The organism is Corynebacterium gallinarum, assembly GCF_014837045.1.
GTDB lineage: Bacteria > Actinomycetota > Actinomycetes > Mycobacteriales > Mycobacteriaceae > Corynebacterium > Corynebacterium gallinarum.
Genome location: NZ_JACSPR010000011.1, coordinates 1 through 25,876, shown reverse-complemented (window position 1 = coordinate 25,876; position 25,876 = coordinate 1). Strand labels below are relative to the sequence as shown.

The following is a 25,876-nucleotide window of genomic DNA, read 5'->3' as shown; positions in this document are numbered from 1 at the left end:
CTTAAGCGGTCGACACCGAATTGCCGAGACGGACAGGGACCCCGGAGGAGGCGGATTCATAGATGCCCAGCAGCACCCGGAGGGCACGGGTGGCATCCTCACCGTTGACGGCGGGCTCACGATCCTCGTGGAGGGCATCGATGAAGTCGGCGATCTGGGCCACGTGGTACGGGATGAGAGCCCCATTGATCGAACCCAGGTCCACATTGGGATCCACCCCGGCCGGGTAGGACTGCGTGGCATCGATGTGGCCCTCGGCGGCACGGACGGTCAACCGGCCTTCGGTCCCCTCCGGGAATTCGAGCAGGGTCATGGTGGCTCCGCTGGAACCGGTGACCTGAACCTGCGCGCCCAGCGAGGGGTTCACGGCAGTGGACGCCTGGATTGTCGCCAGTGCGCCGGAGGCGAAACGGACCGTGGCCACTGCGGAATCCTCCACCTCGATATGCTCACCGTGCTTGAAGGTGGCGATGTGACCGAACACCTCCTCAGGCTCACCGAGAACCCACTGCAGCAGATCGATGTAATGGATCGCCTGGGTCATCAGCACACCGCCACCGTCGCTGTCCCAGGTACCACGCCACGGGGTGGCGGAATAGTAGGAGGTATCGCGGTGGAGGATAACATTGCACTGCCCCAGCACGGGAGTACCCAGCCGGCCCTCGATGAAACTGTTCTTCATCTCCTGGGCGGCGGACCAGAAACGACGCTGGAACAACACACCCAGTTTGACCCCCGCCTCCCGGCAGGCCGCGACCATGCGCTCAGCGGAACTCAGCTGGATGGCAATGGGCTTTTCGCACACAACGTGGACACCGGCTGCCGCTGCCGCCAGAACAACCTCCTCATGGGTGGGGTGTGGGGTGCAGACGGAGACAATATCAACGCCGTGGGCGAGTAGTTCCTCCACGGAGGTGGTGTGGGCCGGGATACCGTAGGTGTCCGCGGTGTGGGCCGCACGATCCGCATCAACATCACAGACGATGGTGACCTCTGCTCCCTCGATGGTGTTGAATGCCTCGATGTGGTTGCGGGAAATAGCTCCGCAGCCGATGATTCCGACGCGCCAGGTGGTAGCCATGTGGACGATGTTCTCCTTGGTGTGAAAAATGATGATGAATTACTGGTTGGTGGGGACGAAGGTGTTCGGACGTTTCCTGCCCAGGTCCTTCATCGGCGTGAAGGCCGTTTCCCGGCAGGTCAGGATGGTCACGGACGCGATGGTCAGAGCTGCGAGGACGAAGAGCACCACGGCGATCCATCCCCCCTGGAGGTGAAGGGCGGTGGCGATGGATGGGGCGAATCCCACCACGATGAGTCCCAGCTGGTTGCCCATGGCCATTCCGGTGTAGCGGACCGGAGCTGCGAACATCTCCGGGAAGAAGATGGTCCAGACACCATTCCAGCAGGCATAGAACAGGCCCTGGTTGAGGATGCAGAACAGGAAGATCAGTGGAACATTCACTTCGCTGATGGCCTGGAAGTAGAAGAAGGTGGTGATTCCTGAACCAACCGCACTGAAGAGCAGAACCGGACGACGTCCCACCTTGTCTGAGACCCAGGCGGCCAGGGGGATGGTAAAGAGCGACAGGCCCATTGCGAGGGTGTTGACCGTGACCATGAGCGAGCGTTCGATGCCCATCTCCCCCGTGGCGTAGGCCAGGGCATAGACATTGAAGATGGTCTGGACGACGGAGAAGAAGGTGATGAAGAAGACCTTCAGTACGTCGATGCCCTGGGTCTGGAGCACGGCGATGGCCGGTGCCTGGTGAACGGCGGCATCCGTGGGTGAGGTTTCCTCGATGGCCTCTTTCAGCACCTCAGGCTCTTCGAGTCGGGTACGGATGAAGTAGGCCACCAGGAGAACAACTGCGGACAGGAGGAACGGCACACGCCAGCCCCATGTCATGAGGTGCTCCTCGGGCAGCATGAGGAAGGGAATGAACACCAATCCGGCGAGCACATTACCGGCGGCACATCCCACCATCACTGAGCTGGTGAACAGGCCACGACGCCCCTCGGGGGAGTGTTCCATCGTCAGTGTGGAGGCACCCGCTGATTCTGCACCTGCGGAGAAGCCCTGGGCGACTCGGCAGACGAAGAGCAGGACGGTGGCCCAGATGCCGATCATGCCGTAGGTGGGCAGCAGGCCGATGGCGATGGATGCCGCACCCATGATCAGCAGGGTGATCATCAGGGCTGTCTTGCGGCTGATCCGGTCACCGACATGTCCCATCACCAGACCGCCGATGGGGCGGGCAATGTAGGCCACGCCGAAGGAGGCGAGGGATGCGATGGTGGCCACTGCGGGGTTACCCTCGGGGAAGAAGATCTGACTGAACAGCAGTGCCGAGGCGGTGCCGTAGATGACGAAATCATAGTATTCGAGTGTCGATCCGAGCAGGGAGGCCATGGCGGCCTTCTTAGGCGACTTGCCCGCTTCGGGGGCTTCAGTGGTTTCCACAACCGGCCTTTCCAGGAGGGCGGCGGAGGAGCCTACGGTGTTGCTCTCGTAGGCGTTGCCTGGCGGGTTCAGCTTGCGTGTCATATCCACGGTGGTCTCCTTCAAAAGGGTGAAAGTGATCTTGTTGGGAGATCACGACTTTGTGTGATGTGAAGCATAAAATAGAGAAAAACGTGATCCCGCTTTCACCCATTCAATGGGAAGGCGGGGGGATGTGCACACTGCGAACATGATGTCTGATGACCCGTGTGGCTCCCGTCAGAAGGTGGGAATGTCGGGCACATCACCCAAGCTCAGGCTGAGATTCCGCCCCGCTACACGCAGGGTGGAAATAACCGATTCGTGATCACATTCCGCGGTTTTCGCCACCACCCCCAGCGCGGCGATGACAATGCCACGAGCATCAAAGATGGGTACTGCCATGGAGGTGTTCTCCGCGACCAGTCCACCGACGATATGCGTATACCCCTTCTTCCTGATACCCGGGAGCATCGCCCTGATCTCACCCGGGTCGATGATCACCCCGGTGATGGAATCCTTGAGGGGGACGGAGAGCACCTGATCCACGATGGAATCCCGGGCGAATGCCAGCATGACCAGCCCTGATGATGTGGTGTGTAAGTCGAGACGGCTGGCATGGCGACCGAGGATGCTGGCATCACTGCGCGAGTTGAACCGCTCGATGTAGAGGATGCTCCGTTGTTCAAAATCAGGTGTCGTCAGGCTGACGTAGTGCCGCAGGGTGTTGTGGACGCTTTCCATCACCGGCTGGGCACGGAACCGGAGCCGTTCCAGGGGATTACTGCGCACAAACATCTCCCATGCGGTGGGACTGACGATGAAATCGCCCTCCTGCAGTCTCTGCAGAAGCCCGACATCACACATTTCATTGGCAAGCCGATGCGCAGTGGACTGAGGCAACCCCGTGCGCCGGCAGATCTCAGCCGCACTGAGCCGGGGATGGTCAACATCAAAAGCCTTCAGGATACGCACCGTCCGCTGGAGGACGGATTCACCTGATCGAGAATTGGCCATCTCCTACCCCACCTGTCCCTCTTTGTGCTGCTCAACCCGCATGAGAACCATGCAACGGGCATTATCCGACCGTCATTGTGCCATGACGTCCGGCCGCGGGTGTGCCCTTTCGCGGTGGCGTTACCGGACAGGGGAAGCTGACCTGCCTACGGCGCGGGAGCTAACCCAGAGATCCTGTTCCCCGAAAGGAGTAGTGATCTCTGGGTTAGTCAAAGTGGTCTCTGGGAACAGGATCTCTGGGTTAATGCGGGGAGGCAGGATCGAACTGTTCGATGGCCTCAACGCAGCTGGGATAACGGTCAACAGGAACGTAAGGATCATCCATGACCAGCGCCTCCCCCACCTGTTCGAAATCGGCGGTCTCCTCAAGCTCCACACTGGTCAGCACTTTGCATAGAACGTGATTGGCAGGGGATTCGCCATCGTGCTCAATCTGGTACTGCGCCGCAAGGGACTCCCACCGTGTCCCTTTATCGTCCTGTCGCAATCCCCGGGACACAGAGATCACCGAAACGCCTTCCAGCGCGGTGAGCCGCCGGATCCGCCCGCGGTAGGTCTCGTAGGCGGCCTCCTCATCCCCCTGTTCCAGGATGAAGTAGGTGATGAAGATCCACTGTCTGCTCATGCCACGACCCTACCCGCGCCACGCACCCGAACCCCCAGTAAAGCCACTGGTGATACTCATTTCCCCGTTCCTTGACGCAGGTCAAGGAAGGCCCGCGGGATCCCCCATAAGTTGAAGGTTAAAGAACACAACCCGAAAGGAAATATCATGAGTATCTCAGCCCAGACCGCCAAGTTGGTTGACCTGGTTGCCCGCGTCCACGGCCCGAACCATCCGCACCTCGCAGAGGTGAAGACCCTGTTCCACGAGGTCGACAACCAGCTCCAGGCACCCCAACAGGATGATGTCAGGAGCAAGCTCGCCCGGATCCGTGAGTTGTCCAATGATTTCCAGACCCCGTCCGATGGCTGCGAGGGGTATCGGATGATGGATGCCAGCCTGGCCGACTATGAGCAGGAGGTGTTGGCCATGCTCAACGCCTAAGCGCTCCCGGAACCCAGCACCGGGGCTGACCTAGCGCCCTGTCGCAGCCAGTGTCGTACGGCGGCGGTGGCGCGGCAGTCGTCGCCGTTGTAGCTGAGCAGCTGGGCACGTGCTGCTTCCGCTTCCCCCTCAGTTCCCGTCGCCGCCACCAGGAAGGCGTGCAGGCTGTCCTCGCCGGCGAAGTCTTCTTCCTCCCAGTGGAATCCGGCGGCGGGTGCCAGTTGTTTCAGGCCGAGTCCGCCGGGGCCGACGAGTTGGCTGCGGGCCACGGCGAACATGTCCACCCACTGGTCGGAGCTGATGAACCGGCGCACTTCCTCTTCATCCGGGACACCGTCGACCACGCCGTGGAAACGCCGCGCCGACGACAGCATCCAGTGGTTCTCGCCGTTGCTGGCGTAGCAGAATGCCGCGAAGGTCTGTCCGTGCTGGCGGGCTTTGTCCCGGCGCGCCATGAGCCACCGCCAGAACGCAGCAAAATTCTCGCCCTCCGCTGCCTCGCCCAGGCCCGACCAGATGACAAACGGGTGGTAGTCATGGCCGTCGAAGGCGCCCCACAGGTAGGCGCCGAGGTCGAGATAGGCCTCCACATCGACGTCGATCTCCACGTCAAAACGCGGGGCGGTGGTGTCGCGCACGCGACGGAGCACCGGGATGTCGGCGCGCCAGGCTGCGGCGATGTGGGAGATGTCGCCGAGGTGGGCGTCGATAAGCGCCTGAGTGGTGGCGATGCCGCGCTCGCGGTAGGGGGCCGCGCGGTCGCCCGGGAGGAAGAGGCTGATCTCGTCGACACGCTGCAGTTCGGGTTCGCATTCACCCCAGAACCGGCAGTTCGCGCATTCCTTGACGCGGCGCGGGCCGGTCGGCGGGGGTGCCAGCAGCGCCCGCTCCGCGGCCGGGGCGTAGCGCGTCACGTCAAGGAGGTAGGCGCGGTCACGGTCCTGCCCGATCACCGCACCGTGCTTGTCGACGCCCACTGCCCCCGCCTCCTCCAACCCCCGGATGGCTAACGCCAGGCGGTAGCCGTCGATGGTGTGGTGGCGCAGATTCGCCTTGACCGGCACCGCCGCACCGAGTCCCAGCCGGGCGGTGGCGATCGCCTGCATCTGCCCGTGGGGTGAGGGCCTGGCCACGCGGTGGTTGCTCACCATCACCGGCAGGTAGGTGCCATCCGGGTTGCGGACCAGGATGTCGGCGACCGTCTCCCAGGCCACCCCGTCCCACTCCCCGGCGAACACCGCACCGGTGATCAGGTTCGCCCCGGCCGCGATCGCCTCGAGGGTGTGGAATTCGGCCAGTTCCTCATCCGGGTCCAGGTTCAGGCGTTCAAAGGGCACCCGGCCGCGCTTCTTCGGGGGGATGGGGAGCCTGGAGTAGACCTCCGCCACACCGGCATCCCGACGTGCCTTACGCTGCACCGATGCCTCCAGGGGACCGATGCCGGGGAAGCGCAGGCGTTGCACCTGCCGGTACCGGCACCCCACCAGGTCCCCCGGTGTGAGTCTCTCACTTCGCATTCTTCTCCATCACCTTCCCGTGATGCCACGAGCTTATTGCACATTCGTAGGTAAAGTTGAATCGAAAAGTGGATTATCATCCGGCACACGAAAGAGTTGAAAGCACATGGGTATCTTCGAGAAGATCCGTTCCTCCCGGGCGAAGACCAAGGCGGAGATCAAAGCCGCCGAGGCCAAGGTGAAGGCTGAGGCCAGGAATAAGGCCAAGTTGGATCTCAAGCGGGAGAAGCTCATCGCCCAGCAGGAGCGGAATCTGCTCAAGGCGGAGAAGGAGGGACTCAAGGCGCGCCGCAAGCATGAGTTGAAGTTGGCCAAGAAGATCCTGGAGGAGAAGAAGGCCGGCAAGTTCAACTCCGACACGGTGAAGCGGTGGGGTGGCACCGCCCGCATGCTCACCCCCATCCTGCTGCCGCTCGTCTACCGGGCCTCCACCCAGATCCGCGACCAGATTGTGCAGAACCGTGCGCAGCGTTCCGGTGTGACCGGTGAGCAGCTGGCGAAGTACCCGGGCCATGGCGCCCCACTGAAGGCGCGCATCGCCGGTGTGCGCGAGGTGGCCCGCAAGTCCGACCTGCCGCAGGGTTTCGTCCGCGATGCGGATGAGCGCCTGAAGGAACTCGACGCCGCGGTGGACAACGCCGAATACATGACCCCACAGCAGCGCAACCGGGCGCACCAGTCCATCGAGCGCGATCTGCAGCAGGTCAGCGACCAGATCCAGGATCGGCTTCTCGACGGCCGCTAGACCTACATGGTCAGCCCACCGGACACGGACAACACCTGTCCGGTGGTGAAGCCAGCCCGCGGGTGGGTGAAGTAGGCCACCGCCTCCGCGATCTCCTCCGGCGTGGCTTTCCTGCCCTTGGGCACCGCCTTGACGGTCCCGGCCATCACCTTGGCGGTCAGTCCGTCACCGTCCAGCATGTCCGTCAGCAGCGGGGTGTCGGTGGGCCCGGGGCTGACGATATTGATGGTGATGTCCATGCGCGCCGTCTCCCGGGCGATGGAACGCACAAATCCCATGAGCCCGGCGCGTGCCGCCGAGGAGGCCGCATCACCCAGGGTGCCGGCCTTGCCGGAATCCGATCCCACGATGACAATGCGCCCATAATCACCGAACCTCTTCAGTGCTGCGCGCACCAGGTTCATCGGCCCCAGCAATTCCACCGCGATGATCTCCTCCGCCGCGCTCGCGTCCTGGCGGGTGAAGAAGTCCAGCTCGTGGCGGTGTCCGGTGGTGATCACCAGGGTGTCGAACTCCTCGACCTCACCGAACGCCCGGTCTACCCCCGCAGGGTCGGTGGCGTCGAGCTGCACCACGGGCACGTCTGGGGCCAGCCCCGTGGGGCGGTTCCGGTGGTAGGCGACGGTGACGGGGGCGTCGACAAGCAGGCGGTTCACCACCGCCGTGCCGATCCCGCCGGCACCGACCACCACCGCGCGGCGACCGTCAGTCATAGGTGTACCAGCCCTTGCCCGACTTGCGGCCCAACTCCCCCGCCTCGTATTTGGCGGTGATGAGCGGGTGCGGAGCCTCGGATTCATCCCCGGTCAGCTCGAAGGTGGCCTTGCGGATGAGGTAGGTGACATCCAGACCGACCAGGTCCATGAGCTCGAACGGGCCCATGGGGTGGCCCAGGGCGGACTTCGCGGCGGTGTCGATGTCCTCGATGGAGGCGATGTTCTGCTCCACCAGGTTGAGGGCCTCAGTGCGCACCGCCCCCATGAGGCGGTTGGCGATGAACCCGGGGATCTCCGCGTTCAGCACCACCGGGTGCTTGCCCATCTTCTCGATCACGGCGATGACACTGTCGACGGTGTCATCGGAGGTCTTCTCATGCCGGACCACCTCCACCGCCTTCATCACCAGCGCGGGGTTGAAGAAGTGCATATTGCAGACCTTCTCGGGGCGGTTGGTGGCATCCGCCACCGAGGAGGACCCATAGGTGGAGGAGTTGGTGGCCAGGATCGCATGCTCCGGGGCCAGCTCATCGATCTGGGTGAACACCTGACGTTTGATGTCCAGGCGTTCGGTGGCAGCCTCGATGACCAGGTCGGCATCGCCCACCGCGTCAGCCTGATCGGTGGTGAAACGCAACCGGCCCAGTGCCGCATCCACATCCTCCTGGCTCATGCGACCCTTGGTCACCCGGCCGGCGGCCCAGGTCCGCATATCCTGTTCCGCGGCCTCGACGGCCTCGGCGGAGATGTCCTGCACCACCGCGTCATACCCGGCGACGGCTGCCGCCATGCCGATCTGCCGGCCCATGGCACCGGAGCCGATGACGGCGATCTTGTGTACCTCGACCATGTTTAATTCCCCTTGAATTCCGGTGTCCGCTTGTTCAGGAACGCATCCGCGCCCTCTGCCTTGTCCTCGGTGGTGTAGAGCAGGGTCTGCGCGAGACGCTCCAGCAGCAGGCCCGTGCGCTGATCGGTCTCCGCGCCGTTGCCGATGACCAGTTTGGCCAGCTGCACCGCCAGCGGTCCCTTGCTCAGGATGGTGCCGGCCGTGGTGCGGGCGGCGTCGACAAGCTCAGCCAGTGGGTGCACCTCCGTGGCCAGCCCGTAATCCAGTGCCTGCTGGGCGGTCAGGACACGGGAGGTGAGGATCATCTCCACCGCACGGCCCTTGCCCACCAGGCGCGACAGCCGCTGGGTTCCACCCGCCCCGGGCAGCACACCCAGGGTGGCTTCCGGCAGACCCACCTTGGCGTTCTCGGAGACAATCCGGATGTCACAGCTCATGGCCAGTTCCAGACCGCCACCGAGCGCCACACCGTTGATGGCTGCGATCGTCGGCTTGGGGTAGTCCTCGATCCGGTCATAGAGCTTCTGCATATGGGCGGCCAGACCGTAGTGGAGGTCATAGTGGGCCAGCTGGGAGATATCCGCACCAGCCACAAACGCCTTCTCGCCGGCACCGGTGAAGATGACCGCCTGCACATCGGGGTCCCCCTCCCAGGCATCCAGGACCCGGCCGATCTCCGCGAGCACCGTCTTGGACAGCGCATTGCGTTTCTCCGGCCGGTTGATGGTGATGACACCGATGCGGTCGGTGGCCTCCGCGGTGATGGCCTCGAAACCGGTGGCGGTGTTCTGCTCTGTAATGGAGTTCGTCATTTACTTCGCTCCTTGTGCGGTGAATGCGCCGACGCCGGTGATGAACCGGCCGATGGTGAGCTGGTGGACCTCGTCGGTGCCCTCATAGGTGCGCACCGATTCGAGGTTGTTGGCGTGGCGTAGTGGTGAGTAGTCCATGGAGATGCCGTTGCCGCCGAGCATGGCGCGGGCATCGCGAGCGATCTGGATGGCGATGCGGGTGTTGTCCAGTTTGCCGGTGGAGATCATCTCCGGGGTCACACCGGTGGTGTCCTTGAGGCGTCCGATGTGGTGCGCCAGGTGGTAGCCCTTGTTGATGGCCACGGCCATGTCCGCCAGTTTGGTCTGGGTGATCTGGAAGTGGGTCAGCGGGGTGCCGAACTGCTCGCGGTGGTGGGAGTATTCCAGTGCCGAGTTGAAGGAGTCGCGGGCGGCTCCGAGCACACCCCACACGATTCCGTAGCGGGCCTCGTTGAGGCAGGAGAACGGTCCGCGCAGACCCACGGCGGAGTCCTTCGGCAGCATCGCGGTGTAGGGGAGGCGGACATCCTCCATGGTGATCTCGCACTGGACGGAGGCACGCATGGACAGTTTCGGTTCGATGACCTGGGCGGAGAAGCCCGGGGTGTCGGTGGGGACCACGAAACCGCGGACCCCGCGGCCGTCGCCGAATTCCTCGGTCTGGGCCCAGATGATGGCCACATCGGCGATATTCGCCAGGCCGATCCAGCGTTTGGTGCCGTTGAGAACCCAGTCGCCGCCCGGCTCCTGGCGGGCGAAGGTCTTCATCGCCGCGGGGTTGGACCCGGCGGTGGGTTCGGTCAGACCGAAGCAACCCACGGCCTCACCCCTGGCCATGCGGGGCAGCCATTCGAGTTTCTGATCCAGGGATCCGTGCTTGCGGATCGCGGCCATTGCCAGCGAACCCTGGACGGAGACGAAGGTGCGCAGACCGGAGTCACCGGCCTCCAGTTCCTGTGCCGCCAGGCCGTATTCCACGGCGGAGCGGCCCGGGCAGTCGAAGCCCTTGAGGTACATGCCCAGCACGCCGAGTTTGCCCAGCTCCGGGATGATCTCCTTGGGGAAGTGGCCTGCGTTGTACCATTCGGCGATGTTGGGGCGGATCTCCCGGTCCACGAACTGCCGGACCTTCAGGGCGGTGGATTTCTCCTCCACGGAGAACAGGCTGTCCATCTGGGTGGTGTCGACCGGGCCCCACCAGGAACCGCGGGGGTTGGTGAGTACCGGCGGGGCGGTGATCTGTCCCGGGGTGGCAACGATACCGTTGTCGATATCATCCTGTTTGAGCTTCTCCGCCACCTCTGCCAGGTGCTCACGCAGCTTGAACTTCTGTGGTTTGCCCGAGGGGGTGCGGGGAAGTTCGTCGCTGATCTCGAGGTATTCCGGCCAGTACGGCTTGGCGATGTTGGTGGATTCCAGATGCGCCTTCATGGTCTCCATGGTGATGGGCTCGCGGCCGTGCTCCATGACCACCACCGCAGCGGCGATCTCCTGCAGGCGGTCGTGTGGCATCGCCACCACCGCCACATCTGCGATGTCCGGGTGCTGGATCAGGGCGTTCTCGAGGTCGGCGACGGGAACGTTCTCACCACCGCGGATGATGACATCCTTGTCGCGCCCCGAGAGGGAGATGAACCCCTCATCGTCCATGATCGCCAGGTCACCGGTGTTGAACCAGTCACCCTCATATTCCGCGCGGGTGGCTTCCAGCATGCCGAGGTAACCACGGAACAGGAACGCACCCCGTACCTGGAGGCGGCCCTCTGTTCCACGTGGAACCTCATTGCCCTCCTCATCGACCACGCGGGTCTCCATGCCGGCCAGCGCCCGACCGTCGGTGTTGACGATCTTCTCCTCCGGGTAATCCGGGTGCCCCATGGTGGTCAGGCAGCATTCCGTCATGCCCCAGCCACCGAAGACACTCATCCCCGGCAGTTTCTCCTTGGCCTGGGTGATGAACACGCGCGGGATCGGCGCACCCATGCAGCAGAACCGCTTGAGGCTGGACATGTCGTAGTGGTGCAGGTTCTCCGCATGAAGCAGGTCATGGAGGAACGGTGCGGCACCCGAGGTGTGGGTGATGCGGTACTTCTCCACCAGGTAGACGAAGTAATCCACGCTCCAGACATCCTGGATGACGGCGGTGCCACCGAGCATGAACGGCAGGCTCACGCCGTAGAGGTAACCGGTGAGGTGACCGAAGGTGGAGGCCATGTGGATGACATCACTGTCATCCATCCCCAGCTTGTCCGGCCAGGGCATCGCGCCGGCGAGCACGGTGTTGTGGGTGTGCATGACACCCTTGGGCTTGCCGGTGGTGCCGGAGGTGAACATGATCAGGGCCAGGTCGTTGGGGTCGGGGCGCAGCTCGGTGAAATCAACCGGCGCCTCCTCCCGGCGCGTGCGTCCGGTCTCGAGGAAATCCTCGAAGAGATCGAAACCCTTGCGCTTGGTTTGTCCGCGCACCACGACGGTCTTCTTCAGGTCGGGCAGCTCATCGCGGAGCCGGTCCACCATGTCCATGTAGTTGAAGCGGCGGAAGGTTTCGGCGATGAACAGCACCGACACTTTGGCGGTTCGGGCCATGTGACCGATCTCCCGGTCGCGGTAGATCGGGATGAGCGGGTTGGTGATCGCGCCGACGCGCATGGCGGCCAGGTGGATGATCAGCCATTCGTACCAGTTGGGCAGGTGGATGCCCACCACATCGCCGGGTTCCACACCGGCTTCGATCATGGCGTGCGCGGCAATCTCGATGTCGTCGGCAAGCTCCCTGTAGGTGTGGCGACCATTCTGCTCGACGGTGCAGAGCTTGTCCGGGTTGGCCGCTGCGGCCTGGTCGAAGTAATCGATGAGGAGGCGGTTCTTCCAGAACCCGGCCTCGGTGTTCTTCTGCTTTTCCTCATCGGTGAGCAGGATGTCGAAGGTGGTTGCGACAGTCATGGTCTTGGTATCCGTTTCTCTGGGGAGGTACTCAAGGGAGATGCTTTACGACGCGGGATTGTAGGGGCCTGCGCAGTCGTGAGGTTGTTAGATCATGGTCAGGCCACCGGAGACGGACAGCGTCTGACCGGTGATGTAGGAGGACTCAGGGGAGGCGAAGAAGGCGACGGCGTTGGCCAGGTCCTCAGGCTGTGCCAGACGACGCAGCGGGATGGCCTTTTCCAGGGCGGTGCGCAGCTTCGGGTTCTCCTCGGAGATCTGCGCGAACAGCGGGGTGTCGGCCGGGCCGGGGCAGATGGCATTCGCGGTGACGCCGTAGCGGGCGAGTTCACGGGCGAGGGTCTTGGTGAAGGAGACCACGCCACCCTTGCAGGCGGAGTAGACGGCCTCGCCGGAGGAGCCCACACGGGCGGCATCGGAACCGATGTTGATGATGGTTCCCCCACCCTCCTGCTCCACCATCACGCGTGCCACGGACTGGGAGCAGTGCAGGGTGCCGTAGAGGTTGATATTGATGATGCGGTCCCAGACGTCCGGTTCGATCTCCAGGAAGGGGCCGATCTTGTCCCAGCCGGCGTTGTTGACCAGGACGTCGATGCGCCCGTACTTGTCCTTCGCCTCGGCGACCATGGCGTCCACGGCGGTGCGGTCGGAGATGTCCACGGTGACACCGATGGAGTCGTTGCCCAGTTCCGCGGCGGTGGCACTGGCGGCCTCGCCGTTGAGGTCGGCGACCACGACGGTGGCGCCCTCGGCGGCCAGGCGCTGGGCGATGCCCTTGCCGATTCCCTGTGCCGCGCCGGTGACAATGCAGATGCGTCCGTTGAGTGAGTTCATGGGAGAAGAATCCTTTTCAGTGGGAGAGGTGTGTGCGTGGAGGAGGATTGGTTTAGGGTGCGAATTCGCGGCCGAGGTTCTGGCGGGCGATGATCAGCTTCATGATCTGTGCGGTGCCATCACCGATCTGCAGACCGAGGACATCGCGCATGCGCTGCTCGATGGGACGGTCCTTGAGGTAACCGAACTGGCCGTGGGACAGCAGGCACTGGTTGATCACGTCGTAGGCAACCTTGGGTGCCCACCACTTGCACATGGCGGCTTCCTTGGTGTGGGGCTGGCCAGCATCCTTGAGCCAGAGCGTCTTCTGGCACATGACGCGGGCGGCGGTGAGGAAGGTGTCGGCCTCGGCCAGGGGGAAGGACACACCTTGGAATTTGGAGATGGGCTGATCGAAGGCCTGGCGGGTGCTGGTGTACTCCCAGGTCTCATCGAGGGTGACCTGGGCGGCGCCGATGACCTGCAGGCCGATGAGTGCGCGGGAGAAGTCGAAACCCTGCATGACCTCGGTGAAGGCCTTGCCCTCGGCACCCAGGAGGTTCTCCTCCGGGATCCAGACATTGTCGAAGTCGACGAACCCACGGCCCACGGACAGGGTGCCCATGTCGTTGGCGGCGGTGCGGGTGACGCCCTCGCGGTCGAGTTCGACGATGAAGGCGCTGATGCCACGCCCGCGGCGTCCCTCCTCGGTGCGGGCGAAGACCACGGTGGCGCCGGCGTGCAGTGCGAAGGACATGGACTTGGTGCCGTTGAGCACCCAGCCGTCCCTCTCCCGGCGCGCGGTCATGTCGGGGTTGCCGGCATCGGAACCACCGGAGGGTTCGGACAGGCCGATGGCCACGATGTCCTCACCACTGGTGATCTTGGGAACCCATTTCTCGGCCACGGATTTCTGTGCGTTGCGGGCAACAACCTGGCCCACGAGGGAACCGACCACCTGCAGGTAGGAGACGTTGATGTCACCGCGGGAGACCTCCTCGATGACCATGCCGCTGGTCAGGGCACGTTCCCCACGGCCACCGAGTTCAGTGGGCAGCTCCGGGGCGAGCAGGCCACGCGAGCCCATCTCCTTCCGGAGTTCCGGGTCGATGATGCGGTCGATCTCACGCTGCTGGTAATCCGGGGCGATCTGCTCACCGAAGGCGCGGGCCTCGTCGATGTAGCGCTGCATCTCTGCGTCGATGGAGAAATCCATGATGCCTACTTCCCTACCTTGGAGGCGAAGTCCGGCTGGCGCTTCTCGGCAAAGGCCACAGCACCCTCCATACCCTCGGCGGTCGCACCGTAGAGGTCGAGTGCGGACATGGCCATGTTGGACAGACCTGCCTGGTGATCGGTGTCGGCGTTGAAGGACTGCTTGAGGAAGCGGATAGCGGTGGGGGATTTCTCACCGATCTCGTCGGCCCAGGCGAGTGCCTCGTCGAGAAGCTTCTCGGGCTCAACCACCTCGTTGACCAGGCCCCACTCCTTGGCGGTCTGGGCGTCGTACTGGCGGCAAAGGTACCAGATCTCGCGGGCACGCTTCTCGCCGACGATGCGGGCGAGGAAGGCACTGCCGAAACCGGCGTCGAAGGAACCGACCTTCGGGCCGGACTGCCCGAAGCGTGCCGTGGAGGCGGCGATGGTCAGGTCGCAGAGCACGTGGAGGACATGGCCACCACCGATCGCGATGCCGTTGACCGCGGCGATGACGGGCTTGGGGATGTCGCGGATGGTCTTGTGGAGCAGGCCGATCTCGAAGAGGCCGGACTCGCTCGGGCCGTAGTCACCGGTCTCCGCGCGCTGCTTGACATCGCCACCGGAACAGAAGGCCTTCTCGCCGGCACCGGTGAGGATCACCGACTGCACGCCGTTGTCGGACCAGGCCATCTTGAAGGCCTTGATCAGTTCCTCCACGGTCTGGGCGCGGAAGGCGTTGTAACGCTGGGGGCGGTTGATGGTGATCACCGCGGCGGAGTTGCGGCGCTCGTAGAGGATGTCCTCGAAGGTGGTGACGACGGGAGCAGACATGGTGGATTCCTTAATCTTCAGTAGGGGTTGTCAGGGCTGTTCGGTGAGCAGATCCGGATAGTCCCGGTGGAACTCCGGTTTGAGGGCGCCGTGGAGCACGATGGACAGCTGCACCGAGACAAACTCCTCGAAACTCATGCGCTCGGCGAAGTACCAGTACTTCAGTGCCCAGGAATGGGCGATGAGCAGGAGGTTGTAGGAGTAGGGCCTCGGATTGAGGTTGTCGCGGAAATGTCCGGACTCGATGGCTCCCTGGACTGCACGGAGCATAAACTGTCCGGTCTGCAATTCCAGGCTCTTGACCAGGTCCTGGCTCTCCTGGTTGAGGTTGCCGGTTTCGCGGTAGGTGAGCAGGACAGCCTTGCGCTTGTCCCGGACCACCCCCGCGTAGGCGGTGAAGGCCGCGGCCACCCTGCGGACAGGGTCTTCGACAGGTTCCAGCGCCAGGGGGATCTGGTAGTTCATCTGGTCCAGGACATCAAGGATGACGGCCCGGACCAGGGCTTCCTTGTTTTCGTAATAGCGGTAGATCAACCCGACGGAGACCTGGGCCTCGTCGGCGATTGATTTCATGGAGGCCGCCTGGGAACCATGCCGCTGCATGACGGTGGCGGCGGCGTCGAGGATCTGGCGCGTGCGCACATCCTGTCGTGCGGTGGCTGCCACTTCATCAGCCGAGTGGTGGTGCGAGATTGTCATGGTCTCAAGGGCCTTTCACTGCCGTTACGTCCTGAATGAACGTTTATTCAGAGTGAATGAACGTTCATTCATTACGCACAACATTAAGCCCCATCCGATATGACTGCAATCACTTCCGCAATATTTGCGTAATGCGGATCACAACGATACCCAGACGGCAATAAAGGGCGGATCCACCACGGTGGATCCGCCCTTCACGTATATGAGGCAGTCGGCGAAACAGCCCCCCTAGAGCAGGCCCTGCTCCCTGGCCGACGCCACGGCGGAGGTCCGCGAGCGCACACCGAGCTTGTCATAGATGTGCACCAGATGGGACTTCACCGTTGCCTCGGAGAGGAACAGAATGCGCCCGATCTCCCGGTTGGAGGAACCACCGGCGACCAGCTTGAGCACCTCTAGTTCACGCGGGGTGAGCGAGGTCTTCGGGGTACGCACCCGCGTCATGAGGCGGTTGGCCACCATCGGCGACAGGGTGGAATCCCCCTCCGCCGCGGAACGCACCGCAGCCAGCAGCTCGTTCGGCGGGGCATCCTTGAGCAGGTAGCCCAGGGCACCCGCCTCGATGGCGCCGAGGATATCGGCATCGGTGTCATAGTTGGTCACCACGAGCACCTTCGGGGGATTATCAATGTTGCGCTTGATGGCAGCGGTGGCATCGGCACCGGTGGACACCTGGGTTCCCTGGACACCGGGTCCGAAGCGGAGATCCATGAGGATGACATCGATGCCTCCCGCAGCGGCGGCCTGCACGGCGGCCTCGGCGGTGGATACCTCCCCGACAACTTCTATGTCGTCTGCACTTTCCAGAACGGCACGGAGTCCGAGCCTGACGATCTCGTGGTCATCAGCGAGCAGCACGCGGATCATATGTGTGACTAGGTCCTTCCCATGGCGCACCCCCGGCACGGCTGGATGGGTTGCATGGCCGGGGTGTGCCTCAACAGTTATCCCAGTCTAACCTCTCTCAACTCCCGTTTGAGAATTCGATCGGAAGTGCGACGGACACCGCAGTGCCCTGCCCGTGCGCGGATTCCACGATGACCTCCCCGTTGAGTTCCTGGGCGCGCTGCCGCATGGCACTCAACCCGATGTGCCCCAGCCCGGCCGGCTGCTGCCTCACCCGTTCCGGTTCGAAACCCACACCATCGTCGACCACATCGAGGCGGACCTGGTCCATCTCATAGGTGAGGGTGACATGGCAGTTCTTCGCCTCGGAGTGCTTGGCCACATTACCGATGGCACCCTGGGCGATGCGCAGCAGGGTCGCCTCGGTTTTCATCGGCAGCTGGCGTTCATCACCATCGACGTTGATCACGAAGTTGATGCCCAGCAGCGGTGCGGTCACCCGGTGCAGTGCACCCTCCAGGGAGGTTTTGGACAGTGCCGCCGGCTGTAGGGCGGCGATCATGGCCCGCGCCTCACTGAGGTTATCCGAGGCCGTGGTCCTGGCCAGACGGATCTTATGCAGCGGCGACCCTGCCAGGTCATCCTCCTCCAGGCCACGCGCCACGATCTCCTGCTCCGCCACATGCAGCAGCATCTGGATCGAGGACAGACCCTGTGCGACGGTGTCGTGGATCTCGTGGGCGATGCGTTGACGTTCCTCCGCAATACCGGCGTTGCGCTCGGTCTCCGCGAGCTGGGAGCGCGTCTCGATCAGCTGGTCGATCAGTTCCTGTTTCTCATTGTTCACCCGCCACAGGGTGCGGAACGCATAATCGATCGCGATGGTCACCAGCGCCGCCACCGACGGCCCCATCACCCCACCCAGGGTCAGCCCCACCGGGTACTGGCTGACGATGGCCACCGACGTTGCACCCACGATCGCGATGATGCCACGGACATCCGGCATGACCTGCAGGAACAGGAAGAACAGCGGGAACACGATATAGATACTCACCGGCACGATCGGCAGCATGAGCACCCACACCAGGGTGAGCACGAACAACCACGCCAGCTGCTTGGTGTGCGCGAAGGTCACCCGCCTGGAGGAGCCCCAGAAGTACAGGAAACCCCACACGAACAGCAGGACGCAGGAGGCGGCGAACATCGGCAGCGGCAGGCGTGCCGACGCCCCCAGGCCCACCACCAGCAGGGTCGCGGTAAGGATGTGGATGCTGTTGCGGTAACTCATCGCACCGGGCTGGCCCCCACGACGTGCGAGGTTCTCCACATCCAGCTCATTGCGCATCGAATCAGGCTGGCGATCTAGGCTTGACTGCATGCGTCGTACATTACCCACTCGGGGCCTCAAGACCATCCTCCTGACCAGTGCCATCGCCCTGGTTGTGGCAGGGTGCACAGATGAGTCCCCTGAGGCACCGCCCGCGCCGCAGACGACAGCCACCGCATCATCGGAGTCGGTGGCTGAGCCGGTGGAACCGGCCGTCGACAAGCTCCCGGTGGATGCGGCCCCGCAGGTCCCCGGTGGCCGTACCTCGTGGCAGGAGTGCCCCTACCTGGATACCCAGTGGGTCGCGGACACCAACGGCCAGCGCGTCACCGGGGTCGGCGTCGACGAACGCTTCTCGACGCCCGCCTGTGTCTACTGGTCCTTCCCCGAGGAGCCGCAGCTCACCGTGATCGTGCGCGAGATGGACACCATCGACGAGGCGATCGCCGTGGTGGACTGGGCCGCCCCGGTCGACACCACCGAACTCGCGGAGGAACCCGCGGGATGGTCGGGGGGCCGACGCGGCGGGGACGGGGCGCTCTACGCGGTGCAGAAGGACACGGTGGCGGTGGTGGTGTTCACCAACCAGGACCAGTCGCTCAAGGCGCAGCTGGTCGCGGAAACGGTGATCGGTAACCTGGGGCTCTAGCTCACACAGCGACGTCGTTGTAGGGCATCAGCGGCGAGATCATGGGGAAGACGACCTCCATGAGCAGGAAGAACACCCCAGCCAACAGGACCAGCACGGTCACGAGCTTCACCGGCCACGGCCCGGGGAGGTAGTGCCACAACAGGGAATACATAGTCTTAGGTCTCCTCCAGGACGGCGGGACGCTCCCCACCGGTTTTCGGGATCTGCTCCACCAGCATGCCATGGACGATCATGCGCTCGGCCGCGGAGAACTGCGGATGGCAGGTGGTCAGGGTGATCAGTGGCTCCGCCCCCGCATGGACCTCTGTGGTGGTGGCCCCCGGCACCGGGTTGATCATCTCGATGTGGTTGGGGGTCGTGATATGCCGACCGGCCACACCCGCGTACTCCCCACCGGTCATCCGCTGCACCTGGGTGTCGGTGAAACAGGCGGCGGCCTCCTGCTGCCGGGTGGTGGGATCCACCGACATCGGCATCACCCGGTAGACATTCCACGACGCGAAGGTCTCCACCACGATCGCATCACAGGACCGCAGATTACCCAGATCATTGAACGGCGCACCCTTGCCCACACGGTGTCCGGCCACGGCGAAATTCCCGGCCTCACCCGGCATCTGGGAGGCGGTGTACCGGCCCGGCCCGGCGAGCAGTTCCTCCTCATCGGTGCCCTCGATGACGGCGAAGTGGAAATCCGATCCGAAGGAGGGGATGTACATGCGGGCAAACGCCTCACCGAGTTCAGGTGTGAACCTCCCACGCGGATTGACCCGCTCCCCCTCAGGTTGCTGTTCCCCCTCCGCCTGCCACAGCTCATCCAGGCGCTCATTGGCAGCCTCCTGCTGCCGGCCGGCCTCCACATTGGTCCAGTAGGACTCATAGAACGCAAACGCCAGGACCAACACACCGACTGTCAGAAACACCTCACCCAGAACCTGGGAGAAGGTGGGGCGCGGGCGGGACTTCCCGGCGCGCGTGGAACGGCCGGGCTGTGGCTCATGGCCAGCATGCCGGGTGTCAAGTGACTGCATGACTCACCTTCCCTCTGCTGTGGTGGGGATGCGGACGCACCGAATACGGGCCCTGGCACATTCATATCCGCGCTCAATCCGGTTTTAGGCCACCGGTGACGCTGACACGTACCATGAACTGGTGTGATCGAGCACTTGTCCGATCATACCGCTGTTAGAGATAAAGCTATACCCGAAAACGAACCTGGGAGGGGCGAAGAGCACGGTGCTCGATTTTCTGATCTACCCGGTGTCCGGAGTGATGAAGCTCTGGCACCTGCTGCTGCACGATGGCCTCGGGCTAGATGACTCGCTCGCCTGGTTCATCTCCCTCTTCGGACTGGTGATCACGGTGCGCGCCATCATCGCCCCGTTCACCTGGAAGATGTACAAATCCGGGCGCCTGACCGCCCAGATCCGCCCGAAACGTGTGGCCATCACGGAGGAATTCGCAGGCCGGCACGACGAGGATTCCATCCGGGAGATGCAGCAGAGGCATAAGGACCTGAACAAGGAATACGGCATCAACCCCTTTGCCGGTTGTGTGCCCACCCTCATCCAGATCCCAGTCATCGTCGGCCTCTACCAGGTGCTGCTCCTCATGGCGCGGCCCGAGGGCGGACTGGAGAACCCCGTTCCCCGCTCCATCGGTTTCCTCAGCGCCGAGGAGGTGCAGAGCTTCCTGCAGGGCCGGGTGTTCAACGTCCCACTGCCCGCCTACGTGACCATGCCGGCTGAACAGCTCGCCTTCCTGGACACCACCCGTGAGGACGTGCTCTCCTTCGTCCTGCCGCTGTTCATCGTGGCCGCGGTGTTCACCGCCTTCAACATGGCGCTGTCCACCTACCGCAACATCCAGACCAACGACTACGCCTCCAACATCTCCAACAGGATGTTCAAGGCGTTCCTCTGGCTGGCTGTCCTGGCCCCACTGTTCCCCCTGGTGCTTGGACTCACCGGCCCCTTCCCCACCGCCATCGCCCTGTACTGGGTGGCCAACAACCTGTGGACCTTCGGCCAGACCGCCATCATGCACTACATCATCGAGCGCAACTACCCGCTCACCGAGGAATTCAAGGAACACCACTCGATCCAGCGCGCTGCCTACCGGGAACAGCAGCGGAAGAAACGATCCTTCCTCTGGACCCGCCGGAAGAACCGCCTGATGATGATCCTCACCCCCCATAAGGCAGCTGACCTGCATGCCCAGAATGTGGAGATGACCCGGGAACGCACCGAACGCATCAGGGCCAAGAAGGCGGAGAAGAAGGAGCTCACCGCCAAGAGGCGGGCTGCGGAGAGAAAGATCAACCAGCAGAAGATGGAGGAGTCGAGAAGGCGTCGACAGGCACGCAAGGCCGCGCGCGAAGCCGACGGCGAGCAGCCGGGCACGGATGCCACCGGGGACACCGACACCGCCGACCACACCACCGACCCGCCCGGGAAGTAAACAACAGGGGGACCCACCAGCCGCGGTGGGTCCCCCTTTTTTTCTGCCCTCTAGATCGAGTAATCCGCCGGTGGTGCGGACAGCAGCTGACGTGCCAGATCACGGGCCGTTTCCAACGGGCCGATATTCTGCACCAGACGCGAACCCGCCAGACCACCATCCAGGAACACCAGCAGCTGATTCGCCTGGGTGGTGCCCGGGTAGCCGTTCTTCTCCGTGAGCAGATCCGTCAGCGTCTGATGACACCAGCGACGGTGCTCCATGACGGCGGCGACAATACCCTTCTCGGATTCCGTCTCCGGGCGCGGGTACTCGTTCGCCGCGTTCTGGAAGTGGGAGCCACGGAACCCCTTCGTGGGTTCCTCCTCGATGCACTGATCGAAGAAGGCGATGATCTTGTCCTCCGGATCCTTCAGCTGGTCCGTCCGCTCATGCCACGCATCACGCCACTGCTGATCCAGGTTCTCCAGGTAGGCAATGACCAGGGCATCCTTGGAACCGAAGAGGGAATACAGGCTGGCCTTGGCCACATCGGCCTCGCGGAGGATGCGGTCGATGCCGATGACGCGGATGCCCTCGGTGGTGAACAGATTCGTTGCGCTGTCGAGCAGACGCTGTCGGGGGCTCGGGCGATCACGTCGCCGGTTGCCCCCTGTACTGGTCCTACTCTTTCCTGAAGCGCTGACAGCCACGGCGGGCCACGTCCTTTCGGGTTAACTCTGGAGTCACAACAGTGTGTGCAAGATGGTCTCGTGGATTCACTTGCGGCGGATCCACGGGTGCATCACTCGGACGCTTCCCGCGGGTGCATCCACCCACACACCTTCAATATAGACAAACCGGTTCGTATAGATTCAATCTACAGGTCATTCCACTGGTTATGGAAGAGCAACTTGTGTCCTCGGGGGTGTTCCCGGGCCGGAGATGGGCATGAAAAAACGACCCGTGGAAAACCACGGGTCGCAGGGTATAAACGGTGCGTTGGTGTTTCCTGGCTATTTCTTGACTGCCCGCACGATGCTGAGCAGAATCACAGCACCCAGGAGACAGGTGAGGAAACTGAAGATCCAACCGGCGCCCTCGACATCCACACCGATCAGGCTGAGGAGGAAGCCTCCGAGGAGACCACCGACGATACCTACCACGATATTGAGGCCGATACCCTGCTGGGCATCGGTTCCCTTGATCTTGGATGCGATCCAACCAGCGAGTCCGCCGATGATGATCCAACCGAGTATTGACAGTCCGAGCATGGTTTCAATCCTTTGTTTGGTCTAACCGTTTTCTGGCACCGATCCGTGAGGGGTTGTCCACGGCATCGCCCCCGACAGTAGTGGTGGTTAGCACAACAATGCTCGTCTAAATGGTATTTATTAGGAAATCGTGATGAGAAGTTAACCAAAAAGTAATAACACCCCATTTCCCTGGCGGGGAAACTGGGGTGTTATTCAAGCCAACGTCCAGGTTGTCACCATCATCGCTGTTATGCGGGGCGGACCACCATCATCGGGCAGGGTGCGGACTGCAGCAGCGCACGAGAGGTGGAACCCAGGAGCATGCCCTTGAATCCGCCACGACCGTGGGAGCCGACGACCAGGAGCTGTGCCCCCTCGGAGGTCTCTGCCAGTGCGCGAACCGGGCGGTCACGGGTGATGACCTTCTTCACCGGCACGTCCGGGTACTGCTCAGCCAGTGGCTTGATGCGCTCGATGAGCAGTTCGGTCTGCTCACGCTCCACCTCGTCCCACTGCTGCTGGGCTGCCGCGAGGCCTGCGAGGGATGCCTGGACCTGCATGTCCATCCAGGTGTGGACGGCGATGAGTTCAGCACCGCGGGCAGAGGCCTCGGCGAAGGCCACCTCGGTGGCGCGCTGAGACACCTCGGAACCGTCGACACCAACGACCACGGGTCCGTACTTGTTGTCCTCATTGACGCTGCTGTCCTCGCGGACAACCACCACGGGGCACTGCGCGTGGGATACCACAGCGCCGGAGACCGAACCCATGACCATGCCGGAGAGTCCACCCAGTCCGCGGGATCCCATGACGATCATGGTGACGGACTTGGACATTTCCAGGAGCATGTCGATCGGACTGCCCTCGGCGATGGTGTGTCCAATCTTGATGTCCGGGGCCATCTCATGCGCGATGGTACGTGCTTCATCGATCTTCTCCAGGGCCTCGGCCTGGAGGTCATCGAAAAGCTCCTGCGGCGGGACCATGCCCTCGGCATAGAGGAACTGGGGCATGGTGTAGCTGGATGCGAGGCGGAGGGGGATGCCCCGCTTGTTGGCCGTGTTCGCAGCCCATCGAACGGCCTGCTTGGAAGCCTCCGAACCATCTACTGCGACGACGACGATGTCTTCTACGCTCATCTTTGGTCGACCTTTCTACTGCGAACCGCGGGCTACATTTTCCACACGATTCAAAATAATTGTCACTTCTGATTGTACCGTGTATGTCCGGTTTTATAGGCGGTTACAACCAGTTCTGTGCATGTAAAGAGGTGTGATTTTTCGTACTCGGCGGGTTTTCTCACCACACCCGGCCGAGTGCCTCGATGGATGCCTTCCGAACAGCGGGATCGAAGGAATATGTCACTGTGATGATCTCATCGAGGGCATAGCGCTGGGCGAATTCCTCCAGATCCGCGGCCACCTGCTCGGCCGTACCGGCGAAGGTGATCTCCAGGGAATCCGTGATGTGTTTCCACACCATGGGTCCGAGCTTCTCCTCCAGCCCATGCTCGGGCGGCGTGAGAGCCGAACGCTGGTTGGTGACAGTACCCGCGAACATCCGATGCAGGGTGGACAGCTGGAAACGTGCCTCCTCCTCCGTATCGGCAACCATGACATTCGCCGCGGCCATGACATACGGGTTCTCCGCGCGTTCACGGTAGGAGGCGATCGCCGGCCCCATCTGGAAAGGCGCGAAATGACTGGCGAAGGCGAACGGCAACCCGAGCTCCGCTGCCATCGCCGCCCCATTGATGGAGGAACCGAGCATGTAGAGCGGCACCTTCGATCCCCGGCCGGGGTGGGCGATCACCGTCGGCCGCCCCTCCGGGTCGTCCAGGTACCGGATCAGAGCGCTTATCGACGCCGTGACATCGCCGACATGGGCACTTCCCCTCCCGAGTTCCCTCGCCGTGGCCGGATCAGTTCCCGGAGCCCGACCCAGACCCGCCTCGATCCGCCCCGGGTACATCGCATCGAGGGTACCGAGCTCCTCCGCGACATGCAGAGGGGAATGATTGGGGAGCATGATGCCACCGGAACCCACCCTGATAGAGGAGGTGTGGCCGGCGATATGGCCCATGAGCAGGGTGGTCGCCGAGGAAGCCAGGGCCTCGGAATTGTGGTGTTCCGCCAACCAGTAACGGACATACCCGGATGCCTCGGCGATCTGGGCCGCCTCCACGGAATGCGCGATCGCCTCACCCGCCGTCATGCCGTCACTGAGTGCGACGAGATCCAGAACGCTCAATCGTGGTTTTGCCATGTCAGACCGTAAAATGTAGTCAGCTAATGAGGCGGTTACGCCTCAATCACAGGAGCATCGGCATTGGCCGGGTAGAGCAGATCGAAAATGACCCGGCCGATATCTGAGGACAGCATGCCCAGGTCGGTGGCCAGAAATTCGAGAATTGGGTTGATGATTACGTTGAAGTCCATGTCACACAGGGTAGTACAAAAAGCGAAGGCATCGCCGCCGCTACCCATCCGCGACGGGCTGAACCCCTCACGGGTGATCCTCCCCCGGGACGCAGAACCCATCCCCGCCGGGGACTTTGTGGAGCATCTCATCAGCAGCCAACGCCACCGCCACCCCCTCGATGATGCCCGCGCTCTCCAGGAGCGTTTCGACGCTGGCGAGGTGGTCAACCTCTGGGGCAGGCCCTACGCCCCCGGGGATGTTGTGCAGCCGGGTGAGGACATCTGGTTCTACCGCATGCCCGCCGCCGAACGACCCATTCCCTATGAGATCCTCATCATCCACGAGGATGAGGATCTGCTGGTCGTCGACAAGCCCCCCTACCTGGCCACCATGCCCCGCGGGCGCCACATCACCGAGACCGCCCTGGTGAAGATGCGTGTGCTCACCGGCCATCAGGAGCTGACCCCCGCCCACCGCCTGGACCGCCTGACCTCAGGTGTCCTGGTGATGGTCAAACGCCCCGAATTGCGTGGCATGTACCAGACCCTGTTCGCGCGTCGGGAAGCCACCAAGACCTACGAGGCCATCGGTGATTACCGTCCCGAACTGGTCCCCGGCGATGAGCCCATCATCTGGGAATCCCACATCGAGAAGGTGCGTGGGCAGGTCCAGGCCTACGTGACTGACGACGAACCGAATACCCGCACCAGGGTGGTCAGCGTGACACCCGTGACTGACGACGAACAAGCCCAGCTGGAGGCCCTGCACGGCCCTCTTGTACGGCAGGGGCGGTATGTGCTGGCCCCGGAGACGGGAAAGACCCATCAGCTGCGCATCCACATGCGTGATGCCGGCGTACCTATCCTGGGTGATCCCCTCTATCCCGTCCTCCACGCGGTCGACGACGAGGACTACACCACCCCGATGCACCTCATCGCCCGCACCCTCACCTTCATCGACCCCCAAAGCGGTGAGGAGCGCACCTTCACCTCCACCCGGCCGATGGGTTCACTGTAGATAGAGGACGGTGGCCCGTGTTTCGGGCATGCAAAAGGGGTGGTTGTCGGAGAGCATGAGCTCTCTGACAACCACCTCTTACTATCCATGAACCAGTCATAGTGGACGCGTAAAGCACAGGGGTGGGGTCCGTACCCTACGGTACGAACCCCACCCCTTGATCAATCATTAAGTTGTTGGTCGGCGGTCACCTACTCTCCCACACCCTCCCGAGTGCAGTACCATCAGCGTAACCAGGCTTAGCT

The 25,876-nt window shown here is 63.0% G+C and carries 27 protein-coding genes; 5 read left to right on the top strand and 22 right to left on the bottom strand.

The window, feature by feature from the left end:
* Position 1 precedes the first annotated feature (1 nt).
* The 4 genes from H9627_RS12490 to H9627_RS12475 form a co-directional block, all read right to left on the bottom strand.
* A complete protein-coding gene (locus tag H9627_RS12490; RefSeq protein ID WP_191734368.1) occupies positions 2-1,081 on the bottom strand; it encodes a Gfo/Idh/MocA family protein in 1,080 nt (359 codons plus the stop codon).
* Between the two features lie 39 nt (positions 1,082-1,120).
* On the bottom strand, positions 1,121-2,548 hold the full coding sequence (locus tag H9627_RS12485; RefSeq protein WP_191734367.1) for an MFS transporter: 1,428 nt from the start codon (positions 2,546-2,548) through the stop codon (positions 1,121-1,123).
* Positions 2,549-2,722: 174 nt separating this feature from the next.
* The gene (locus H9627_RS12480) at positions 2,723-3,499 is read right to left on the bottom strand and encodes an IclR family transcriptional regulator (RefSeq protein WP_225213840.1); all 777 of its coding nucleotides are present in this window, start codon (positions 3,497-3,499) and stop codon (positions 2,723-2,725) included.
* Positions 3,500-3,740: 241 nt separating this feature from the next.
* Complete coding sequence (locus tag H9627_RS12475; protein WP_191734366.1) at positions 3,741-4,124, bottom strand: hypothetical protein; 384 nt, start codon at positions 4,122-4,124, stop codon at positions 3,741-3,743.
* A gap of 147 nt (positions 4,125-4,271) precedes the next feature.
* Between H9627_RS12475 and H9627_RS12470 the strand changes: the two genes are divergently transcribed.
* Positions 4,272-4,547 (top strand): hypothetical protein, encoded by a 276-nt coding sequence (locus H9627_RS12470; protein WP_191734365.1) that lies wholly within the window; start codon positions 4,272-4,274, stop codon positions 4,545-4,547.
* Here the strand turns inward: H9627_RS12470 and H9627_RS12465 are convergent.
* Positions 4,544-6,064, bottom strand: coding sequence for a TM0106 family RecB-like putative nuclease (locus H9627_RS12465; RefSeq protein WP_191734364.1), 1,521 nt, complete (start codon positions 6,062-6,064; stop codon positions 4,544-4,546). The two genes, H9627_RS12470 and H9627_RS12465, sit on opposite strands and share 4 nt — an antisense overlap.
* Positions 6,065-6,170: 106 nt before the next feature.
* On the opposite strand from H9627_RS12465, the gene H9627_RS12460 reads away from it, so the two are divergent.
* The gene (locus H9627_RS12460) at positions 6,171-6,809 is read left to right on the top strand and encodes a DUF6474 family protein (RefSeq protein WP_191734363.1); all 639 of its coding nucleotides are present in this window, start codon (positions 6,171-6,173) and stop codon (positions 6,807-6,809) included.
* A 2-nt stretch (positions 6,810-6,811) separates the two neighbouring features.
* Here the strand turns inward: H9627_RS12460 and H9627_RS12455 are convergent, their stop codons facing one another.
* The 10 genes from H9627_RS12455 to H9627_RS12410 form a co-directional block, all read right to left on the bottom strand.
* Positions 6,812-7,522 carry an SDR family NAD(P)-dependent oxidoreductase gene (locus tag H9627_RS12455; RefSeq protein WP_191734362.1) on the bottom strand — a complete coding sequence of 237 codons (711 nt, stop codon included), beginning with the start codon at positions 7,520-7,522 and terminating at the stop codon, positions 6,812-6,814.
* The gene (locus H9627_RS12450; protein ID WP_191734361.1) at positions 7,515-8,375 is read right to left on the bottom strand and encodes a 3-hydroxyacyl-CoA dehydrogenase family protein; all 861 of its coding nucleotides are present in this window, start codon (positions 8,373-8,375) and stop codon (positions 7,515-7,517) included. The genes H9627_RS12455 and H9627_RS12450 overlap by 8 nt, the downstream gene beginning before the upstream one ends.
* Before the next feature lie 2 nt (positions 8,376-8,377).
* Positions 8,378-9,187, bottom strand: a complete 810-nt coding sequence (locus H9627_RS12445) for an enoyl-CoA hydratase/isomerase family protein (RefSeq protein ID WP_191734360.1) — start codon at positions 9,185-9,187, stop codon at positions 8,378-8,380.
* On the bottom strand, positions 9,188-12,130 hold the full coding sequence (locus H9627_RS12440) for an AMP-binding protein (RefSeq protein ID WP_191734359.1): 2,943 nt from the start codon (positions 12,128-12,130) through the stop codon (positions 9,188-9,190).
* Positions 12,131-12,217: 87 nt separating this feature from the next.
* Positions 12,218-12,967 carry an SDR family NAD(P)-dependent oxidoreductase gene (locus H9627_RS12435; RefSeq protein ID WP_191734358.1) on the bottom strand — a complete coding sequence of 250 codons (750 nt, stop codon included), beginning with the start codon at positions 12,965-12,967 and terminating at the stop codon, positions 12,218-12,220.
* A gap of 52 nt (positions 12,968-13,019) precedes the next feature.
* Positions 13,020-14,162 carry an acyl-CoA dehydrogenase family protein gene (locus tag H9627_RS12430; protein ID WP_191734357.1) on the bottom strand — a complete coding sequence of 381 codons (1,143 nt, stop codon included), beginning with the start codon at positions 14,160-14,162 and terminating at the stop codon, positions 13,020-13,022.
* A gap of 5 nt (positions 14,163-14,167) precedes the next feature.
* Positions 14,168-14,977, bottom strand: a complete 810-nt coding sequence (locus H9627_RS12425; protein ID WP_191734356.1) for an enoyl-CoA hydratase-related protein — start codon at positions 14,975-14,977, stop codon at positions 14,168-14,170.
* Positions 14,978-15,007: 30 nt separating this feature from the next.
* Positions 15,008-15,676, bottom strand: coding sequence for a TetR/AcrR family transcriptional regulator (locus H9627_RS12420; RefSeq protein ID WP_191734355.1), 669 nt, complete (start codon positions 15,674-15,676; stop codon positions 15,008-15,010).
* A 228-nt stretch (positions 15,677-15,904) separates the two neighbouring features.
* The gene (locus tag H9627_RS12415; protein ID WP_006768849.1) at positions 15,905-16,543 is read right to left on the bottom strand and encodes a LuxR C-terminal-related transcriptional regulator; all 639 of its coding nucleotides are present in this window, start codon (positions 16,541-16,543) and stop codon (positions 15,905-15,907) included.
* A gap of 97 nt (positions 16,544-16,640) precedes the next feature.
* Positions 16,641-17,900: a sensor histidine kinase gene (locus H9627_RS12410; RefSeq protein WP_191734354.1), complete on the bottom strand. Its 1,260-nt coding sequence runs from the start codon at positions 17,898-17,900 to the stop codon at positions 16,641-16,643.
* Here H9627_RS12410 and H9627_RS12405 point away from each other — a divergent pair.
* Positions 17,899-18,498, top strand: coding sequence for a DUF2020 domain-containing protein (locus H9627_RS12405; protein WP_191734353.1), 600 nt, complete (start codon positions 17,899-17,901; stop codon positions 18,496-18,498). The genes H9627_RS12410 and H9627_RS12405 overlap by 2 nt on opposite strands.
* A gap of 1 nt (position 18,499) precedes the next feature.
* Here H9627_RS12405 and H9627_RS12400 read toward each other — a convergent pair whose 3' ends face one another.
* On the bottom strand, positions 18,500-18,652 hold the full coding sequence (locus tag H9627_RS12400; RefSeq protein ID WP_191734352.1) for a hypothetical protein: 153 nt from the start codon (positions 18,650-18,652) through the stop codon (positions 18,500-18,502).
* Between the two features lie 4 nt (positions 18,653-18,656).
* Positions 18,657-19,529 carry a class E sortase gene (locus H9627_RS12395; RefSeq protein ID WP_191734351.1) on the bottom strand — a complete coding sequence of 291 codons (873 nt, stop codon included), beginning with the start codon at positions 19,527-19,529 and terminating at the stop codon, positions 18,657-18,659.
* Between the two features lie 205 nt (positions 19,530-19,734).
* Between H9627_RS12395 and yidC the strand changes: the two genes are divergently transcribed.
* Positions 19,735-20,958, top strand: coding sequence for a membrane protein insertase YidC (yidC, locus tag H9627_RS12390; protein WP_191734350.1), 1,224 nt, complete (start codon positions 19,735-19,737; stop codon positions 20,956-20,958).
* A gap of 50 nt (positions 20,959-21,008) precedes the next feature.
* On the opposite strand, the gene H9627_RS12385 is transcribed toward yidC, so the two are convergent.
* The 5 genes from H9627_RS12385 to H9627_RS12365 form a co-directional block, all read right to left on the bottom strand.
* Positions 21,009-21,650 carry a TetR/AcrR family transcriptional regulator gene (locus tag H9627_RS12385; RefSeq protein ID WP_191734349.1) on the bottom strand — a complete coding sequence of 214 codons (642 nt, stop codon included), beginning with the start codon at positions 21,648-21,650 and terminating at the stop codon, positions 21,009-21,011.
* Between the two features lie 303 nt (positions 21,651-21,953).
* Entirely contained in the window at positions 21,954-22,211 is a 258-nt protein-coding gene (locus tag H9627_RS12380) for a GlsB/YeaQ/YmgE family stress response membrane protein (RefSeq protein ID WP_191734348.1), read from the bottom strand.
* Between the two features lie 230 nt (positions 22,212-22,441).
* Positions 22,442-23,332 (bottom strand): universal stress protein, encoded by an 891-nt coding sequence (locus H9627_RS12375; RefSeq protein WP_191734347.1) that lies wholly within the window; start codon positions 23,330-23,332, stop codon positions 22,442-22,444.
* A 160-nt stretch (positions 23,333-23,492) separates the two neighbouring features.
* The gene (locus H9627_RS12370) at positions 23,493-24,458 is read right to left on the bottom strand and encodes an LLM class flavin-dependent oxidoreductase (RefSeq protein WP_191734346.1); all 966 of its coding nucleotides are present in this window, start codon (positions 24,456-24,458) and stop codon (positions 23,493-23,495) included.
* Between the two features lie 35 nt (positions 24,459-24,493).
* Positions 24,494-24,631: a hypothetical protein gene (locus H9627_RS12365; protein WP_225213839.1), complete on the bottom strand. Its 138-nt coding sequence runs from the start codon at positions 24,629-24,631 to the stop codon at positions 24,494-24,496.
* Here H9627_RS12365 and H9627_RS12360 point away from each other — a divergent pair.
* Positions 24,630-25,631: a pseudouridine synthase gene (locus tag H9627_RS12360; protein WP_191734344.1), complete on the top strand. Its 1,002-nt coding sequence runs from the start codon at positions 24,630-24,632 to the stop codon at positions 25,629-25,631. The two genes, H9627_RS12365 and H9627_RS12360, sit on opposite strands and share 2 nt — an antisense overlap.
* Positions 25,632-25,876: the final 245 nt, after the last annotated feature.

Excerpts from the sequence above, each read along its gene's own strand:
- H9627_RS12490 (WP_191734368.1), bottom strand. The coding sequence starts at position 1,081 with ATGGCTACCACCTGGCGCGTCGGAATCATCGGCTGCGGAGCTATTTCC.
- H9627_RS12485 (WP_191734367.1), bottom strand. The coding sequence starts at position 2,548 with ATGACACGCAAGCTGAACCCGCCAGGCAACGCCTACGAGAGCAACACC.
- H9627_RS12480 (WP_225213840.1), bottom strand. The coding sequence starts at position 3,499 with ATGGCCAATTCTCGATCAGGTGAATCCGTCCTCCAGCGGACGGTGCGT.
- H9627_RS12475 (WP_191734366.1), bottom strand. The coding sequence starts at position 4,124 with ATGAGCAGACAGTGGATCTTCATCACCTACTTCATCCTGGAACAGGGG.
- H9627_RS12470 (WP_191734365.1), top strand. The coding sequence starts at position 4,272 with ATGAGTATCTCAGCCCAGACCGCCAAGTTGGTTGACCTGGTTGCCCGC.
- H9627_RS12465 (WP_191734364.1), bottom strand. The coding sequence starts at position 6,064 with ATGCGAAGTGAGAGACTCACACCGGGGGACCTGGTGGGGTGCCGGTAC.
- H9627_RS12460 (WP_191734363.1), top strand. The coding sequence starts at position 6,171 with ATGGGTATCTTCGAGAAGATCCGTTCCTCCCGGGCGAAGACCAAGGCG.
- H9627_RS12455 (WP_191734362.1), bottom strand. The coding sequence starts at position 7,522 with ATGACTGACGGTCGCCGCGCGGTGGTGGTCGGTGCCGGCGGGATCGGC.
- H9627_RS12450 (WP_191734361.1), bottom strand. The coding sequence starts at position 8,375 with ATGGTCGAGGTACACAAGATCGCCGTCATCGGCTCCGGTGCCATGGGC.
- H9627_RS12445 (WP_191734360.1), bottom strand. The coding sequence starts at position 9,187 with ATGACGAACTCCATTACAGAGCAGAACACCGCCACCGGTTTCGAGGCC.
- H9627_RS12440 (WP_191734359.1), bottom strand. The coding sequence starts at position 12,130 with ATGACTGTCGCAACCACCTTCGACATCCTGCTCACCGATGAGGAAAAG.
- H9627_RS12435 (WP_191734358.1), bottom strand. The coding sequence starts at position 12,967 with ATGAACTCACTCAACGGACGCATCTGCATTGTCACCGGCGCGGCACAG.
- H9627_RS12430 (WP_191734357.1), bottom strand. The coding sequence starts at position 14,162 with ATGGATTTCTCCATCGACGCAGAGATGCAGCGCTACATCGACGAGGCC.
- H9627_RS12425 (WP_191734356.1), bottom strand. The coding sequence starts at position 14,977 with ATGTCTGCTCCCGTCGTCACCACCTTCGAGGACATCCTCTACGAGCGC.
- H9627_RS12420 (WP_191734355.1), bottom strand. The coding sequence starts at position 15,676 with ATGACAATCTCGCACCACCACTCGGCTGATGAAGTGGCAGCCACCGCA.
- H9627_RS12415 (WP_006768849.1), bottom strand. The coding sequence starts at position 16,543 with ATGATCCGCGTGCTGCTCGCTGATGACCACGAGATCGTCAGGCTCGGA.
- H9627_RS12405 (WP_191734353.1), top strand. The coding sequence starts at position 17,899 with ATGCGTCGTACATTACCCACTCGGGGCCTCAAGACCATCCTCCTGACC.
- H9627_RS12410 (WP_191734354.1), bottom strand. The coding sequence starts at position 17,900 with ATGCAGTCAAGCCTAGATCGCCAGCCTGATTCGATGCGCAATGAGCTG.
- H9627_RS12400 (WP_191734352.1), bottom strand. The coding sequence starts at position 18,652 with ATGTATTCCCTGTTGTGGCACTACCTCCCCGGGCCGTGGCCGGTGAAG.
- H9627_RS12395 (WP_191734351.1), bottom strand. The coding sequence starts at position 19,529 with ATGCAGTCACTTGACACCCGGCATGCTGGCCATGAGCCACAGCCCGGC.
- H9627_RS12380 (WP_191734348.1), bottom strand. The coding sequence starts at position 22,211 with ATGCTCGGACTGTCAATACTCGGTTGGATCATCATCGGCGGACTCGCT.
- H9627_RS12375 (WP_191734347.1), bottom strand. The coding sequence starts at position 23,332 with ATGAGCGTAGAAGACATCGTCGTCGTCGCAGTAGATGGTTCGGAGGCT.
- H9627_RS12370 (WP_191734346.1), bottom strand. The coding sequence starts at position 24,458 with ATGGCAAAACCACGATTGAGCGTTCTGGATCTCGTCGCACTCAGTGAC.
- H9627_RS12360 (WP_191734344.1), top strand. The coding sequence starts at position 24,630 with ATGTCACACAGGGTAGTACAAAAAGCGAAGGCATCGCCGCCGCTACCC.
- H9627_RS12365 (WP_225213839.1), bottom strand. The coding sequence starts at position 24,631 with ATGGACTTCAACGTAATCATCAACCCAATTCTCGAATTTCTGGCCACC.